The sequence below is a fragment of the Cupriavidus sp. LA-1 genome (assembly GCF_055385985.1).
Genome location: NZ_AP031387.1, coordinates 2,171,692 through 2,186,146, shown reverse-complemented (window position 1 = coordinate 2,186,146; position 14,455 = coordinate 2,171,692). Strand labels below are relative to the sequence as shown.

At 66.0% G+C, this 14,455-nt stretch carries 14 protein-coding genes; 5 read left to right on the top strand and 9 right to left on the bottom strand.

Going from position 1 to position 14,455, the window contains the following annotated elements:
- Positions 1–39 precede the first annotated feature (39 nt).
- The 5 genes from ACZ5MJ_RS10300 to ACZ5MJ_RS10280 all read right to left on the bottom strand — a co-directional run bounded on the left by ACZ5MJ_RS10300 (position 40) and on the right by ACZ5MJ_RS10280 (position 3,427).
- Positions 40–615, bottom strand: coding sequence for a cysteine dioxygenase family protein (locus tag ACZ5MJ_RS10300; RefSeq protein ID WP_464219133.1), 576 nt, complete (start codon positions 613–615; stop codon positions 40–42).
- 202 nt (positions 616–817) lie between these two features.
- A complete protein-coding gene (tolA, locus tag ACZ5MJ_RS10295; RefSeq protein ID WP_464219132.1) occupies positions 818–1,585 on the bottom strand; it encodes a cell envelope integrity protein TolA in 768 nt (255 codons plus the stop codon).
- Positions 1,586–1,628: 43 nt separating this feature from the next.
- Complete coding sequence (locus ACZ5MJ_RS10290; RefSeq protein ID WP_464219131.1) at positions 1,629–2,141, bottom strand: hypothetical protein; 513 nt, start codon at positions 2,139–2,141, stop codon at positions 1,629–1,631.
- Positions 2,142–2,309: 168 nt separating this feature from the next.
- The gene (locus ACZ5MJ_RS10285; protein WP_464219130.1) at positions 2,310–2,678 is read right to left on the bottom strand and encodes a VOC family protein; all 369 of its coding nucleotides are present in this window, start codon (positions 2,676–2,678) and stop codon (positions 2,310–2,312) included.
- A 53-nt stretch (positions 2,679–2,731) separates the two neighbouring features.
- On the bottom strand, positions 2,732–3,427 hold the full coding sequence (locus tag ACZ5MJ_RS10280; RefSeq protein WP_464219129.1) for a TetR/AcrR family transcriptional regulator: 696 nt from the start codon (positions 3,425–3,427) through the stop codon (positions 2,732–2,734).
- Positions 3,428–3,776: 349 nt separating this feature from the next.
- Here ACZ5MJ_RS10280 and ACZ5MJ_RS10275 point away from each other — a divergent pair, with 349 nt between their 5' ends.
- The 4 genes from ACZ5MJ_RS10275 (at position 3,777) to ACZ5MJ_RS10260 (ending at position 10,125) form a co-directional block, all read left to right on the top strand.
- A complete protein-coding gene (locus ACZ5MJ_RS10275; protein ID WP_464219128.1) occupies positions 3,777–5,501 on the top strand; it encodes an AMP-binding protein in 1,725 nt (574 codons plus the stop codon).
- 45 nt (positions 5,502–5,546) lie between these two features.
- Positions 5,547–7,154 (top strand): carboxyl transferase domain-containing protein, encoded by a 1,608-nt coding sequence (locus ACZ5MJ_RS10270; RefSeq protein ID WP_464219126.1) that lies wholly within the window; start codon positions 5,547–5,549, stop codon positions 7,152–7,154.
- Positions 7,155–7,228: 74 nt separating this feature from the next.
- Positions 7,229–9,244 carry an acetyl/propionyl/methylcrotonyl-CoA carboxylase subunit alpha gene (locus ACZ5MJ_RS10265; protein WP_464219125.1) on the top strand — a complete coding sequence of 672 codons (2,016 nt, stop codon included), beginning with the start codon at positions 7,229–7,231 and terminating at the stop codon, positions 9,242–9,244.
- A gap of 20 nt (positions 9,245–9,264) precedes the next feature.
- On the top strand, positions 9,265–10,125 hold the full coding sequence (locus tag ACZ5MJ_RS10260; RefSeq protein ID WP_464219124.1) for a hydroxymethylglutaryl-CoA lyase: 861 nt from the start codon (positions 9,265–9,267) through the stop codon (positions 10,123–10,125).
- A gap of 74 nt (positions 10,126–10,199) precedes the next feature.
- Here the strand turns inward: ACZ5MJ_RS10260 and ACZ5MJ_RS10255 are convergent, their stop codons facing one another.
- Positions 10,200–10,766: a YbhB/YbcL family Raf kinase inhibitor-like protein gene (locus tag ACZ5MJ_RS10255; protein ID WP_464219123.1), complete on the bottom strand. Its 567-nt coding sequence runs from the start codon at positions 10,764–10,766 to the stop codon at positions 10,200–10,202.
- A 482-nt stretch (positions 10,767–11,248) separates the two neighbouring features.
- Between ACZ5MJ_RS10255 and ACZ5MJ_RS10250 the strand changes: the two genes are divergently transcribed.
- Positions 11,249–11,629, top strand: a complete 381-nt coding sequence (locus ACZ5MJ_RS10250; protein ID WP_464219121.1) for a hypothetical protein — start codon at positions 11,249–11,251, stop codon at positions 11,627–11,629.
- 51 nt (positions 11,630–11,680) lie between these two features.
- Here the strand turns inward: ACZ5MJ_RS10250 and ACZ5MJ_RS10245 are convergent, their stop codons facing one another.
- Genes ACZ5MJ_RS10245 through cyoC form a run of 3 tightly spaced genes read right to left on the bottom strand, consistent with a single transcriptional unit; the run spans position 11,681 to position 14,452 of the window.
- Positions 11,681–13,420: a nitrite/sulfite reductase gene (locus tag ACZ5MJ_RS10245; protein WP_464219119.1), complete on the bottom strand. Its 1,740-nt coding sequence runs from the start codon at positions 13,418–13,420 to the stop codon at positions 11,681–11,683.
- 25 nt (positions 13,421–13,445) lie between these two features.
- Positions 13,446–13,823 carry a cytochrome o ubiquinol oxidase subunit IV gene (cyoD, locus tag ACZ5MJ_RS10240; RefSeq protein ID WP_464219118.1) on the bottom strand — a complete coding sequence of 126 codons (378 nt, stop codon included), beginning with the start codon at positions 13,821–13,823 and terminating at the stop codon, positions 13,446–13,448.
- Positions 13,820–14,452 carry a cytochrome o ubiquinol oxidase subunit III gene (gene cyoC / locus ACZ5MJ_RS10235; protein ID WP_464219116.1) on the bottom strand — a complete coding sequence of 211 codons (633 nt, stop codon included), beginning with the start codon at positions 14,450–14,452 and terminating at the stop codon, positions 13,820–13,822. Before cyoC ends, cyoD begins: the two co-directional genes overlap by 4 nt.
- Between the last annotated feature and the right edge of the window lie 3 nt (positions 14,453–14,455).

Below are 14,455 nucleotides of genomic sequence, written 5' to 3'. Positions count from 1 at the left end.
TGAGGGTGGGGCGCCGGCCGCACCCTGCGCTGTGTGCGGCTAGGCGTCGGCGGTGGGCACCAGCAGGTTCACGCCGGTAGCAATATGGTCGCGGCTGACACCATAGAGATGCAGGGACACGGCGATCTCGTCGCTGGTATTGCCGAGCGCATGGATGTGCTGCAGCCCGCTTGGCACGCTGAAGGTATCGCCGGCCGTGCGCATGACGGTATTGGTATGGCGCGCGTGCCGGCTGGCGGCATCCCACTGGTAATGCCGCTCGGTCAGCGTGCCGCGCAGCACGCGGTAGGCGCACCAGGTGCGATGGCCGTGCACGGGGCTCGCCTGCCCCGGGCGCCAGACCAGCACCATGGCGGAGAAGCGCTCCATCGGATCGCCATAGACCAGGTGCCGGGTATAGGTTTCCGGCGAGCCGAGCAAGGCGCCCGGCGGCAATGCGGCCAGCAGGGTGTCGGTGTCGGTCAGGTGTGATGCGATCTGGCTGGCCACCATGCGCGCGCTGTTGGCGAAAATGCCCGCCAGGTCCAGCGCCAGCTGGTCGAGCGGTGCGGCCGGCAGGGGCAGGGGAGGTGCATTGACCGGGCGTGCGGCAGTAAGGGGGGATGCGGTTGGCATGACGGGCTCCGTCGGCTTGTTCTTGTCTATTCATGATATTGGCGGGCCGGGAGCACATGCATGCGAATTTTCCTTCCAGATTGGCTGCGATTGTAATCCTATTCCTAAAATTTGCGTAAATTTAGAATACAATGCTCAAATCGTGCCGAAAGCGAGATTGAGGGGGCGATTCCGGCCTGCCGTGGCGCGGGAAGCGGCCCGGCTATCCGCCCTGGTCCTTGGGCCAGAAGGTAATGAGGATGTTGGAAGGGGCGACGCCGTTGGTGTCGCGTGGCAGCGGGTCGGATCGCTGCACCGCGCGCAGCACGGCGTTGTCCCAGCTGGCATTGCCGCTTGACTTGGCAAGGCGCGTGGACAGCAGCGAGCCGTCTGGCGCCATGCTCACGGCCACCACCGCCGCCGGGTTGCCGGGGAGGTCTTCGTTGAAGATGATGTTCGGCTTGACCCGTTGCCGCACGCGCTCGGCATAGCCGGATGAAGCCTTTGCGGAGGCGCCGGAGCCGGACCCGGCGTTGGCCGCGGCGCTGGTGCCGCCCGCCTGCGCCCGCAACCGCGCCAGTTCGCTCTGGCGCTGGGCGTTGCTGGCCTGGCGCTGCGCTTCCGTCGCCTTGCGTTGCGCATCCTCTTTGCGGGCGGCTTCGGCGCGCGCCTCGCTCTCGCGCAGCCGCGCCTGCTCTTGCTCGCGCGCGGCAAGCGCGGCCTTGCGCTGCTTTTCCTGCAGCGAGATATCGGCCTCTTCCTCTTCGACCGGCTTTGGCGCTGGCGCTGCCCTGGTCGCCGGCTCCGGGGTTGTGGCTTCGGGGATAGGTTCCCACAACTCGGCCGCGACGCCCTCGGGCGCCGCGCTGTGCCAGCGCACGCCGTAATAGAGCAGGACGCCCAGCAGCAGGTGCATGAGCAAGGCCAGCAGGAAGCACATCAGCGTGCCCCGCTCACGCACGGGCTGATAGGGGTAGGCGGCGGTCTGCATGGATCACGCACCTTGCCGCTGTTCGCTGCCGGGCTCCGGTTTCCTATGCGCCCGCAGGCGTATCAGCATGCCGCTCCAGTTTCAGGTACGAGTCGGCCGCGACCAGGCCGAACACGATGTGGGCAATGGCGGTCACCCAGCCTCGCGCTTCGGCAAACCATGGGAAGACGGCGGTCATTCCGTAAAAGTTCACCAGCAACAAGCCCAGGCCGAACAGCGCTCCCACCACCGAGGCCATGCCGACGCTCGAATCGAAATGGAAGGGCGCCATGATCGTCGCCAGGATCAGCGCGAACACGACCGAGAGTACGAAGTGGACCACCACGGCCGCCAGCAGCACGCTCATCTGGAAGGTGGCGGTTTGCGTCAGCACATCCGGGCCCAGCAGGATGGCGCCGATCATGGTCAGCGTTTTCCAGACGCTGGCCCCCATCAACATGGCCGCCAGCAGGTCGAGCACCAGGAATACCACCCCGGCGACAATGCCCGCCAGCGCCGCCGCACGCCAGTCCGGCCACCGGTGCGTGTAGCGATGCGATTGCATATGAAGTTCCATGACATCCTCCTTTGCTGCGGCAGAAACCAGGGCCGCGTTCCAAGGCGCAACTTCATTTTATGGGGTGCAACCGCGTCAACCAAGCGCAGTAAACGCTGAAAAGCGCCGAGCGGGTGTGGCCGGGCGCCAGTGTCTCTTCAAAGGCCCACGGCAGCCGGCGCCTGCAACTCAGGCCCTCGTGAAGATTTCCAGAAAGTGCTTGCTCGGATCCTCGAAGTAGATCCTGCGGCCGCCATCGTCGGTGTTGACCTCGCCGGGGCGGCGGCGGTACGGGTCCGCCCAGTACGTCAGGTTGCGTGCGCGGATGCGGGCAAAGCCCTGATCGAATTCGGCGTCGCTGACCAGGAAGGCATAGTGCTGCAGGGCCACATCGCCTTGCGCGTCCATGAAGTCCAGGGTGACATCGTTGTCGAGCCGTACGCCGAGAAACGGCCCGAACGGCTTGGCCGGGGGACGCCCGAGGATCTCGCAGAGGAAGTCCGCGGATGCCTGCTTGTCATGAGAAAAGACGATGGTGTGGTTGAGCTGGATGGCCATGTCGCAATCTCCGGTACATCGGCTTCCACCGGCCGCTCAAGCCGGCCAGGCGGTCAGGCGCCTTCGGCCTTCCTCAGCGCCGCGCCGACTTCGCCATAGAAGGCGCGCAGTTTTTCCACCTCGACATTGACCGGCAGCAATGCGGGCCACAGCAAGGCCACCATGTCGCTGGCGGTCTTGTCGATATCGACTTCGCGCTCGCGCGCGATCGCATCCCAGAGGATATGCTCCATCGGCCCGAGAATGGCGGAGCGCATCAGGCTCAGCGGCAGGTCGTCGCGAATCTCGCCATTCTCCCTGCCGCGCGCCAGCAGGTCCATCAGCGGGGCCGTATAGCGGCGTTGCAGCGGTACGAACATCTCGCCGAGGTCCGGCCCCTTGGCCCGGCCTTCCGACAGCACCAGGGCGCACAGGCCGGTCCCCTGGATCAGGAACAGCTGCAGGTGCGTCCTGACATAGAACGCCAGTTGCGCCCTGGTGCTTTGGCCGCGGGGCATGCCTTGCTCGATGGCATCGATGATCTCGTCGTACCAGTCCTCGATCACCCGCACGCAAAGCGCGCGCTTGCCATGGAAGTAGGTGAAGACCGTTGCCTCGGAGATGCCCAGGCGTTGGGCAATCTCGGTGGTCGTGGCGCGTTCGTAGCCCAGTTCGGCGAACACCTCGCGGCTGACGCGCAGGATGTCGCGGATGCGCTGTTCCGCCTTGGCGCCGGCCGGTACGCGGCGAGGGGTGGTGATCTCTTCCATGTGTCTGAGCCCAGCTGGCGGAAAGGCGGAATTATAGGCCGCGCCCGTCTGGCCGCGGCGCGAGGGATGCAGGCTGCCGAGGCTGCGTGCGCGCTCCATGTGATGCCATGGTACTCCTTTTCCTGGTAACTTGAGTAACACTCAAGTACCTATTGAATTTTTCCCGGGCACCGTATACCTTTCCATCATTCGGCCTCCATGGCCAATACCGCAAAGCATACATCTGGCGGGGTGGGATCGATTTTTAGGGGTAAACCCCTGAAATGGTCTGGAATCTGGTGGCAGTCGAAAAATTGAGCTAAGCTCAAGAAACATCAGGCACGAAACACGACGAGCTTTGGAGACAAGTATGAAGACGCAGGGAGAGCCGCTTCACACCATTCTGCCGATCGGCGGGCTGTCGCATGTGCGCGGCGACACCAGTATTCCGCTTTCCGAGCAGACCGTGCCGGCGTTCCTGGCGCAGACCGTGGCCGCTTTCCCTGAGCGCGAAGCAGTGGTGTTCCGCGAGCAGGGCGTGCGCTGGAACTGGCGCGAGTTCGCCGGGGCGATCGATGCGCTGGCAGCGGGCCTGCATGCGCTGGGGCTGGTGAGGGGAGATCGCGTCGGCATCTGGTCGCCCAACCGGGTCGAGTGGCTGGTGACGCAGTTCGCCACCGCGCGGCTGGGGCTGGTGCTGGTCAATATCAACCCGGCCTACCGGCTGGCCGAGCTCGAGTACGCGCTGAACAAGGTCGGCGTCAAGGCGATCGTCGCGGCCGAGGCCTTCAAGACCTCGCGCTACCTGGAGATGCTGCAGGCGCTGGCGCCGGAACTGGCGACCAGCGAGCCGGGTGCCTTGCAGGCCGCGCGCCTGCCGTCGCTGCGCTGGGTGATCCGCATGGGTGAAGATGAGACGCCCGGCATGATCCGCTATGCCGAGGTGATGGCCAAGGGGGAGGGCGTGGCGCGTGAAACGCTGGACGCCCTCACCGCGCAGCTCGACCGGCATGACCCGATCAACGTGCAGTTCACCAGCGGTACCACCGGCGCACCCAAGGGCGCCACGCTCACGCATCGCAATATCATCAACAATGCGCGCTACATCGCCATGGCGATGCGCTTCTCCGAGCAGGACAAGCTATGCATCCCGGTGCCGTTCTACCACTGCTTCGGCATGGTGCTGTCGGTGCTGGCCTGCGTCTCGACCGGCGCGGCGATGGTATTCCCCGGCGAGGCCTTTGACCCGGAAGCGACCATGCAGGCCGTCAGCGAAGAGCGCTGCACCGCGCTGCACGGCGTGCCGACGATGTTCATTGCGCAGCTCGACCACCCGCGCTTCGGCGACTACGATTTCTCTTCGCTGCGCACCGGCATCATGGCCGGCTCGCCGTGCCCGATCGAGACCATGAAGCGCGTGGTGGCGCAGATGCATATGTCCGAGGTGACGATCGCCTACGGCATGACCGAGACCAGCCCGGTCTCGTTCCAGAGCAGCACCACCGACCCGCTCGACAAGCGCACCACCACCGTGGGCCGCATCCAGCCGCACCTGGAAGTGAGGATCGTCGACGCCACCGGCGCCACCGTGCCGGTGGGCGAGAAGGGCGAGCTGTGCACGCGCGGTTACTCGGTGATGCTGGGCTACTGGGACGACGAGGCCCGCACCGCCGAATCCATCCGCGACGGCTGGATGCACACGGGCGACCTCGCCACCATCGACGACGAGGGCTACTGCAATATCGTCGGCCGCGTGAAGGACATGCTGATCCGCGGCGGCGAAAACATCTACCCACGCGAGATCGAGGAATTCCTGTTCCGCCATCCCAAGATCCAGGCCGTGCAGGTGTTCGGCGTGCCCGACCCGAAGTATGGCGAGGAGGTGTGCGCGTGGATCGTGCTCAAGCCGGGCGAAAGCGCCACCGAGGACGAGATCCGGTCGTTTTGCCGTGACCAGATCGCCCATTACAAGATCCCGCGCTACATCCGCTTTGTCGATGAGATGCCCCTGACCGTGACCGGCAAGGTGCAGAAGTTCGTGATGCGCGACCAGATGATGCGTGACCTGAACCTTGGCGAATCCAGGACGGCCTGAGCGCGCTGACTGACCACAACCAACAACCGACTGCCCGAGGCCCTTATGGCGGCAATAGAAACCAAGCTGAACGCCCGCTCCGAAGCGTTCAAGACCAATGCGCAAGCAATGCAGGCCCTGGTCGCCGACCTGGAAGCCAGGATCGCGAAGCTGGCCGAAGGCGGCGGCGAGGCGGCCCGTGACAAGCACCTGTCGCGCGGCAAGCTGCTGCCGCGCGAGCGCGTGCAGCAACTGCTCGATCCGGGTACGCCGTTCCTGGAGCTGTCGCAGCTGGCCGCGTACGACATGTACGACAATGCCGCGCCCGGCGCCGGCATCATCACCGGCATCGGCCGCGTGGCCGGCCAGGAATGCGTGATCGTCTGCAACGACGCCACCGTCAAGGGCGGCACTTACTACCCGCTGACGGTCAAGAAGCATGTGCGGGCACAGGAGATCGCCGAGCAGAACAACCTGCCATGCATCTACCTGGTGGATTCCGGCGGCGCCAACCTGCCGAACCAGGACGATGTATTCCCCGACCGCGACCACTTCGGCCGCATCTTCTACAACCAGGCCAACCTGTCCAGGCAGGGCATCCCGCAGATCGCGGTGGTAATGGGCTCCTGCACCGCCGGCGGCGCCTATGTGCCGGCGATGAGCGACGAGTCCATCATCGTCAAGAACCAGGGCACCATCTTCCTGGGCGGCCCGCCGCTGGTGAAGGCCGCCACCGGCGAGGAAGTCAGCGCGGAAGACCTGGGTGGCGCCGACGTGCACACCCGCCTGTCCGGCGTGGCCGACTACTTCGCGCAGAACGACCATCATGCGCTGAGCCTGGCGCGCAATATCGTGCAGCACCTGAACCGGCGCAAGCCCGACCAGATCCGCCTGCACGAGCCGGTAGAGCCGCTGTACCCGGTGCAGGAGCTGTACGGTGTGATCCCCACCGACACGCGCAAGCCCTACGACGTGCGCGAGGTGATCGCGCGCATCGTCGACGGCTCCGAGTTCGACGAGTTCAAGGCGCGCTACGGCACCACGCTGGTATGCGGCTTCGCGCGCATCTGGGGCTACCCGGTCGGCATCATTGCCAACAACGGCATCCTGTTCTCGGAGTCCGCACTCAAGGGCGCGCACTTTATCGAGCTGTGCTGCCAGCGCAAGATCCCGCTGGTGTTCCTGCAGAACATCACCGGCTTCATGGTGGGCCGCAAGTACGAGAACGAAGGCATTGCCCGCAACGGCGCCAAGATGGTGACGGCGGTGGCCACGGCGCAGGTGCCCAAGTTCACGGTGATCATCGGCGGCTCGTTCGGCGCGGGCAACTACGGCATGTGCGGGCGTGCGTACTCGCCGCGCTTCCTGTGGATGTGGCCGAATGCGCGCATCTCGGTGATGGGCGGCGAGCAGGCGGCGAGCGTGCTGGCCACGGTGCGCCGGGATGGTATCGAAGCAAAGGGCGGCAAGTGGAGCGCCGAGGAAGAAGACGCCTTCAAGCAGCCGATCCGCGACCAGTACGAGCACCAGGGGCATCCGTACTACGCCAGCGCGCGGCTGTGGGATGACGGCGTGATCGACCCGGCGCAGACGCGCACGGTGCTGGGGCTGGGTCTGTCGGCCAGCCTCAATGCGCCGATCGACGACATGAAGTTCGGCGTGTTCCGCATGTAAGCCTGCCAGTCTCCAGGGCACCACCCAGAATCGTTGTTAAGAACGCTCCCGAGCGTGGAGCGAAAGGCGAAGTCATGTTCAACAAAGTCCTGATCGCAAACCGCGGCGAGATCGCCTGCCGCGTGGCCGCCACCTGCCGCCGGCTCGGCATCCGCACCGTCGCGGTGTACTCGGATGCCGACGCCGATGCGCGCCACGTCGCCTTCTGCGACGAGGCCGTGCATATCGGCGGCGCGGCCGCGCGCGACAGCTACCTGCGTGCCGACCACATCATCGAGATGGCGAAGGAGACCGGCGCCCAGGCCATCCACCCGGGCTATGGCTTCCTGTCCGAGAACGAAGCCTTTGCCGAGGCCTGCGCCGCGGCAGGGCTGGTCTTCATCGGCCCGCCCGCATCGGCCATCCACGCGATGGGCAGCAAGAGCGCGGCCAAGCAGTTGATGGAAAAGGCCGCGGTGCCGCTGGTGCCGGGCTACCACGGCGAGGACCAGGATCCGGCGCTGCTGCGCCGCGAGGCCGACCGCATCGGCTACCCGGTGCTGCTCAAGGCAAGCGCCGGTGGCGGCGGCAAGGGCATGCGCGTGGTCGAGTCGGGCGACGGCTTCGAGGCCGCGCTGGCCTCGGTCAAGCGCGAGGCGTCGGCCAGCTTCGGCGACGACAAGGTGCTGGTGGAGAAGTACCTGACGCGCCCGCGCCATATCGAGATCCAGGTATTTGCCGATACCCACGGCAACTGCGTCTACCTGTTCGAGCGCGACTGCTCGGTGCAGCGGCGCCACCAGAAGGTGCTGGAAGAGGCGCCGGCGCCAGGCATGACCGGGGAGCGCCGCCGCGCGATGGGCGAAGCGGCTGTCGCCGCGGCCAAGGCCGTGGGCTACGTCGGCGCCGGCACGGTGGAGTTCATCGCCAACCAGGACGGCTCGTTCTACTTCATGGAGATGAACACACGCCTGCAGGTGGAGCATCCGGTCACCGAGATGATCACCGGGCAGGACCTGGTCGAATGGCAGCTGCGCGTCGCCGCCGGCGAGGCGCTGCCGCTGACGCAGGAGCAGTTGCGCATCGACGGCCATGCGCTGGAAGCGCGTATCTACGCGGAGAATCCCGACAAGCAGTTCCTGCCGTCCACCGGCACGCTGCGCTTCCTGCGCACGCCGCCGGCGGTGCAGTTCATGCGTGGCGGTGATGCGCACGGCCCGGCGGGTATCCGCATTGACGCCGGCGTGCGCGAGGGCGACACCATCAGCCCGTTCTACGACCCGATGATCGCCAAGCTGATCGTGTGGGGCAAGGATCGCGACGAGGCGCTGGCGCGCATGCGCCAGGCATTGGCGGCCTACCACGTGGTGGGGCTGTCGACCAACGTGGCCTTCCTGCAGCGGCTGGTGTCGTCACAGGCCTTCCGCACGGCGGATCTCGATACCGGCCTGATCGAGCGCAACGAGAAGATCCTGTTCCCGCCGCCGGCGCCGGTCGGCATGGAGATCATCGCGCTGGCGGTGGCGGCGCTGCTGGACCGCGAGACGCGCGAGCGCCGCATCGATGCCGCCGACCAGCATTCGCCGTGGACCCATGGCGGGGCGTGGCGGCTCAACGGCGGGGCGTCGCGCACGCTGAAGTTCGCCTACGGCGATCAGTTGCTCCACGTGACCTTGAACACCAATGAGCGCGGCAGCACCCTGACTTACGCGGACCAGGCCGCTCCATTTACCGCTGCCTGCCAGGCCGACGACATCCGCATCGACCTCGGCACCCGGCGCGTGCACGGACAGGTGCATGCGGAAGCCGACGAGTTCCATGTCTTCCATGCCGGCCGGCACGTGGCACTGACCCGGATTGACCCGCTGGCCCATGCCGGCGAGGCCGAAGGCGAGGGCGGCAAGCTCACCGCGCCGATGCCGGGCAAGGTTATCGCCGTGATGGTCGAAGCCGGCAGCGCCGTCACGCGCGGCGCGCCGCTGCTGGTGATGGAGGCGATGAAGATGGAGCACACCATCTGTGCGCCGGCCGACGGCGTCGTCAGCGAAGTGCTGTACGGCATCGGCGAGCAGGTGACAGAGGGTGCCCAACTCCTGGCGTTCAACGCCTGAAGCTGCCAGGGAGGCGCACTATGCATGCGGATTTCGTCAAGGTCGTCGAGGTCGGTCCCCGCGACGGCTTGCAGAACGAAAAGATCCTGGTGCCGACCGGGACCAAGGTGGCACTGATCGACCAGCTCTCCGACGCCGGATTCGTGAACATCGAGGCAGCGTCGTTCGTGTCGCCCAAATGGGTGCCGCAGATGGCCGACGGGGCGCAGGTGATGGCCGGCATCCGGCGGCGTCCCGGGACCCTCTACTCGGCGCTGACGCCGAACATGAAGGGCCTCGAGGCCGCGCTGGCCGCTGGCGTCGACGAGGTCGTGATCTTTGGTGCCGCGAGCGAGGCATTCTCGCAGAAGAACATCAATTGCTCGATTGCCGAGTCGATGGCTCGCTTCGCGCCGGTGGCCGCGGCCGCGAAGGCGCATGGCCTGCGCCTGCGTGCCAGCGTGTCCTGCGCGTTGGGATGCCCCTATCAGGGGGAGGTTCCTGCCGGCGCGGTGGCGGAGGTGGTGCGCGGCATGCGTGAGCTGGGCTGCGACGAGATCGATATTGCCGATACGATCGGCGTTGGCACGCCGCAGAAGGTGAGGGAGGTGATGCGCGCTGCCTCGACGGAATTCCCGACCGAAGCGCTGTCAGGGCATTTCCACGATACCTATGGCCACGCGCTGGCGAACGTCGTCGCCAGCCTCGAGGCAGGTATCCGGATCTTCCACTCGTCTGTCGCGGGCCTCGGCGGTTGCCCCTACGCCAAAGGGGCAACCGGGAATGTGGCGACCGAATCCCTGCTCAGACTGCTGGAGGACATGGGTCTTCAGACTGGCATTGACCTGGGGAAGGTCGCGGTAGCCGCGCAGTTCGTGTCGAAGGCGGTAGGCAAGCCCTGAGACCGCGTCGGGCATTCGCCGCGATATCGACGTCGCGGCGCGCCCCATGCCGGCGGCAAGGCATCAACGGCCCTTCAACGCCCAAACCGGCCGACATGGCTCTGCGCCTCCAGTGCATGTCCCTTGAGCGCGCCCATCAGTTCGTCGCGCGTCATGCCCGGAGGCAGGTTTGGTGCCAGGTCCGTCGCGATGACCGTAATCACGTAGTGGTGTGGCGTCTCCCCGGCCGGCGCGCAGGGGCCGCGGTACCCCGCCTCGCCACGCACGTTTTTGCCGACCGTGATGCCAGGCCCGTCCGCCTTGCCTTCGCCTTCCTTCAGTTGACCGTGATTCGCGGCAATGTTGTAGGCGACCCAATGCGAGACCCCGAGACCGGCGTTGCCGTCCATGTCGTACATCAGGACGGCGACGGACTTCGCGCCCGCGGGAAGCTTCGACCACGAGACCTGCGGCGACACGCCCTTGCCGCCGCAGGGCTTCTGGTCGCCGCCGACGCCGTCATGCGCATACTGCGTAGCGATCGTGGCGCCCTCGGCGTACGAGGTGGACGACACCTCCATGCCGACGGCGTGGGCATTGCCGATGCAAAGGCACATTAACATCCCGGCTACCGGAGCGGAAACTGCGCTAGCGTTCTTCATTCGAATTCTCCAGGAATGTAATCGGTGGACCCAGACGGGGAGCGTCCCTCTGACCGGAATTGACCAACGCGCGCATGCCGCCCACCCGCCAGGACTGACTAACGGCCCATTCCTACGCCCGACGGCAGGATTCCCGCGCGAAGCTTCCAACAGCAAGGATAGGGTAGCGCCTTGCCACAGGCGTGGCGGCTTGTGCTGATGCGATCATGCCTTGCAAGACGCATGCGGTCCAACGGTCCGCGCGAAGTGCCGGGCCAGTACCAACACCGCACTAGTACCGCCGCACCGGCGTTAGCAAACCGGCCTGGCCTGGCGGAGCCGGCCTGCGTCGATCTCCGCACCCCTTTGTCGCGTCCGCATGCCAACCCTGGTCGTCATGTCATGAGGGGGCTGTAAGCTGCACTTTCGGCAATGGGCTGGCCGAAAACTTGCTTGCTCAATGCCTGAGGTCGCAAGGCGACAGGCATCCGTTGGGAGGATCTATGCAGCACGCACGCATCACTGCGCACAGGGGAATTCTGGTTGTCGAGTTGTTACCTGGCCCGGCGAATGGGGACGCCGCCTCGACCAACAAGCTCCGCCATCTGGCCACGGTCATTCATGACACAGGACGGCACCTGGGTGTTTCAGAGGAAGCCCTGGCGCTGCTGAAGAGGGTGAAGCGTGGCCTTGACCGCATCGGCGACTTTGCCTGGTTCCGTAGCGACGACGGCAGAGATCATTTTGCGTGGCTGGGAGGCCCGAAGCGGCTGGTCAATCCCACGGAAGTGGCGGCTGCCCGGGGCTATGCAATTCTTGCGCACCGGGTCATACCGAACGAGGTGCCTGACGGCGCGAGGATGGCCATCGAGGCGAACTTCTGAGCGCCTGGCAGCGCGGCAAGGCGAGCCCGCTGTATCGGGCAATGGTCAGGGTCAGGCATTTGCTGTCTCCTGGCGAGTTCGCTGTGCGCCGGTGACAGGGTCCGGGTACACAGCGCGCTGGAATGGTTCGATGCCGATGCGGCCGACCACGTCGACAAAACGCTCGGCTTCGCTGTCCCGATGCGACAAGTAGGTCTCGATCAGTCGTTCCACCACATCCGGAACCTGCTCCTGCGCAAAGGACGGCCCGATGACGCGGCCGATGGCTGCGCCGCCGGCTGCCACGCCATCCGGGCGGCCCTGGCTGTCGCCGCCGTTCTGCCTGCCGCCGATGGTGATCTGGTACCAGGCTTCGCCGGCCTTGTCGACGCCGAGGATGCCGATGTGGCCGATATGGTGGTGGCCGCAGGAGTTGATGCAGCCGGAGATGTTCAGGTCCAGTTCGCCGATGTCGTGGACGTGGTCGAGGTCGTCGAAGCGCTCCTGGATGGCCTGGGCCAGCGGGATCGAGACCGCATTGGCCAGCGAGCAGAAGTCCCCGCCGGGGCAGGCGATGATGTTGGTGATCAGGCCCACGTTCGGCGTGGCCAGCCCGGCGGCGTCCAGCGCCTGCCACAAGGCGTGCAGGCCGCTGCGGCGGACATCGGCAAGGATCAGGTTCTGCTCATGCGACACGCGCAGCTCGCCGAAGCCGTGGCGCTCGGCCAGGCCGGCCATGATCTCCATCTGGTCGGCAGTGATGTCGCCGGGCGCCTGGCCCGCGGCTTTCAGCGACGCCGTGACGGCCGCGTAGCCAGGCACCCGGTGCCGATGCACATTGCTTTTCAGCCAGAGGCGGAAGGCGCGGTCAGTCTTCGCCAGTTCGGCTGACTCGTCCGGCTCGTCGGCGGCAGCGGGGTCATACGGCGGGATCGTGAAGCGCCCGGCGATGGACGCGACAAAGCCTTCAGACACGGTGTCCGGCCCCCCACGGATGCTTTGCCACTGCTCATCCACCTGCGCACGGAACCCCTCCGGGGTCAGGTCCTTCACCAGGATCTTGATGCGCGCCTTATACTTGTTGTCGCGGCGGCCGTGCAGGTTGTAGACGCGCAGCGTGGCCTGCAGGTAGGTCAGCAGGTCCTGCCGGGGGACGAAGGGGTTGATCAGCTTGCCCACCATCGGCGTGCGGCCCATGCCGCCACCGACCCAGACCTTGAAGCCGGCCTGGCCGTCCTGTTCGACGGCCTGCAGCCCGATGTCATGGACGCCGACCGCGGCCCGGTCCGTCCGCGCGCCACTGATGGCAATCTTGAACTTGCGCGGCAGGAAGGCGAACTCGGGATGCAGCATCGACCATTGCCTGACGATCTCGCACCACACCAGGGGGTTCACCAGTTCGTCGGGCGCAATGCCGGCGAAGTGATCGGTGGTGGTATTGCGGATGCAGTTGCCGCTGGTCTGGATCGCGTGCATCTGCACCGTGGCCAGCTCCGCGAGAATCGCGGGAGCATCCTCGAGCCGCGGCCAGTTGAACTGCAGGTTCTGCCGCGTGCTGAAGTGCCCGTAGCCGCGATCCCAGCGGCGCGCGATCTCCGCGAGCTTGCGCAGCTGCCGGGACGCCAGCATGCCGTAGGGAATCGCGACACGCAGCATGGGTGCATGGCGCTGGAGATAGAGGCCGTTCTGCAGCCGCAGCGCGCGGAATTCGTCCTCGGTGAGCTGGCCGTTCAGGAAGCGGCGCGTCTGGTCGGCGAACTGCACGACGCGTTCGTCGACGAGCTGCTGGTCAATGGCGTCATAGACATACATGGTGGAAAGCCTCCTTGCGCAAGCGCTAATCTTTTGCCCGTGCCCGTTCGACGGACATGTCGGTCGGCATCATGTTGATATTGGCGTTGTGCATCACCCACAACGAGCCGGCCACGACGATGACGATCAGGAAGCCGGTACAGGCAAAGATGGCGGTGTTGCCGCGCTGGCCGGGACCGGTGCCCAAATGCAGGAAGTACACGAGCTGCACCAGCAACTGCGCGACACAAAGGCCGACGATCAGCGCAATCGCGGACTGCGTTGGCAGGGATCCGGTCATCACCGCCGCAAACGAGGCCATCGTCAGCGCGACCGACAGCAGCAGTCCGATGGTGTAGCCGCGCACGCTGCCATGCGCGGCCGGCTGGTCCGCGTGCACGGCATGGAGATGGGACGATTTCATGCAAATTCCCGCAGGTAGACGAAGGTAAAGACGCAGATCCAGACCAGGTCCAGGAAGTGCCAGAACAGGCTCAGGCAGGCAAGGCGGCGGCGCACGATATCGTCCAGCCCGAAATGCCGGATCTGGTGAATCATCACCGCGAGCCAAAGCAGGCCCGACGTCACATGCAGGCCGTGCGTGCCGACCAGCGTGAAGAAGGCCGACAGGTAGGCGCTGCCGCCAGGGCCAGCGCCTTCATGCAGCAGGTGCGCGAACTCGTAGACTTCCATGGCGATAAACAGCGCGCCGAGCATGAAGGTGACCGTCAGCCAGCGGATCATCCGCGGCGCGGCATCCGCGTCCTGCCTGAGCATGGCCAGGCCGAAGGTGTAGCTGCTGAGCAGCAGCACCATGGTCTCGGCGAACACGAACGGCAGCTCGAACAGTTGCCGCCCGCCCGGGCCGCCGGCCGTGTTCCCGGACAGTACGCCGAAGGTGGCGAACAGCACCGCGAAGATCAGGCAATCGCTCATCAGGTAGAGCCAGAACCCCAGCGGGGTGTGCGAGCTGGCTTCGTGATGGTGGTGCGCCGCGTCGTGCGTGGCCTCGTGCCCGGGGTGATGCAGGGTAGGGGAGAGAGTCGGGGTCATGGT

Excerpts from the sequence above, each read along its gene's own strand:
- ACZ5MJ_RS10300 (WP_464219133.1), bottom strand. The coding sequence starts at position 615 with ATGCCAACCGCATCCCCCCTTACTGCCGCACGCCCGGTCAATGCACCT.
- tolA (WP_464219132.1), bottom strand. The coding sequence starts at position 1,585 with ATGCAGACCGCCGCCTACCCCTATCAGCCCGTGCGTGAGCGGGGCACG.
- ACZ5MJ_RS10290 (WP_464219131.1), bottom strand. The coding sequence starts at position 2,141 with ATGGAACTTCATATGCAATCGCATCGCTACACGCACCGGTGGCCGGAC.
- ACZ5MJ_RS10285 (WP_464219130.1), bottom strand. The coding sequence starts at position 2,678 with ATGGCCATCCAGCTCAACCACACCATCGTCTTTTCTCATGACAAGCAG.
- ACZ5MJ_RS10280 (WP_464219129.1), bottom strand. The coding sequence starts at position 3,427 with ATGGAAGAGATCACCACCCCTCGCCGCGTACCGGCCGGCGCCAAGGCG.
- ACZ5MJ_RS10275 (WP_464219128.1), top strand. The coding sequence starts at position 3,777 with ATGAAGACGCAGGGAGAGCCGCTTCACACCATTCTGCCGATCGGCGGG.
- ACZ5MJ_RS10270 (WP_464219126.1), top strand. The coding sequence starts at position 5,547 with ATGGCGGCAATAGAAACCAAGCTGAACGCCCGCTCCGAAGCGTTCAAG.
- ACZ5MJ_RS10265 (WP_464219125.1), top strand. The coding sequence starts at position 7,229 with ATGTTCAACAAAGTCCTGATCGCAAACCGCGGCGAGATCGCCTGCCGC.
- ACZ5MJ_RS10260 (WP_464219124.1), top strand. The coding sequence starts at position 9,265 with ATGCATGCGGATTTCGTCAAGGTCGTCGAGGTCGGTCCCCGCGACGGC.
- ACZ5MJ_RS10255 (WP_464219123.1), bottom strand. The coding sequence starts at position 10,766 with ATGAAGAACGCTAGCGCAGTTTCCGCTCCGGTAGCCGGGATGTTAATG.
- ACZ5MJ_RS10250 (WP_464219121.1), top strand. The coding sequence starts at position 11,249 with ATGCAGCACGCACGCATCACTGCGCACAGGGGAATTCTGGTTGTCGAG.
- ACZ5MJ_RS10245 (WP_464219119.1), bottom strand. The coding sequence starts at position 13,420 with ATGTATGTCTATGACGCCATTGACCAGCAGCTCGTCGACGAACGCGTC.
- cyoD (WP_464219118.1), bottom strand. The coding sequence starts at position 13,823 with ATGAAATCGTCCCATCTCCATGCCGTGCACGCGGACCAGCCGGCCGCG.
- cyoC (WP_464219116.1), bottom strand. The coding sequence starts at position 14,452 with ATGACCCCGACTCTCTCCCCTACCCTGCATCACCCCGGGCACGAGGCC.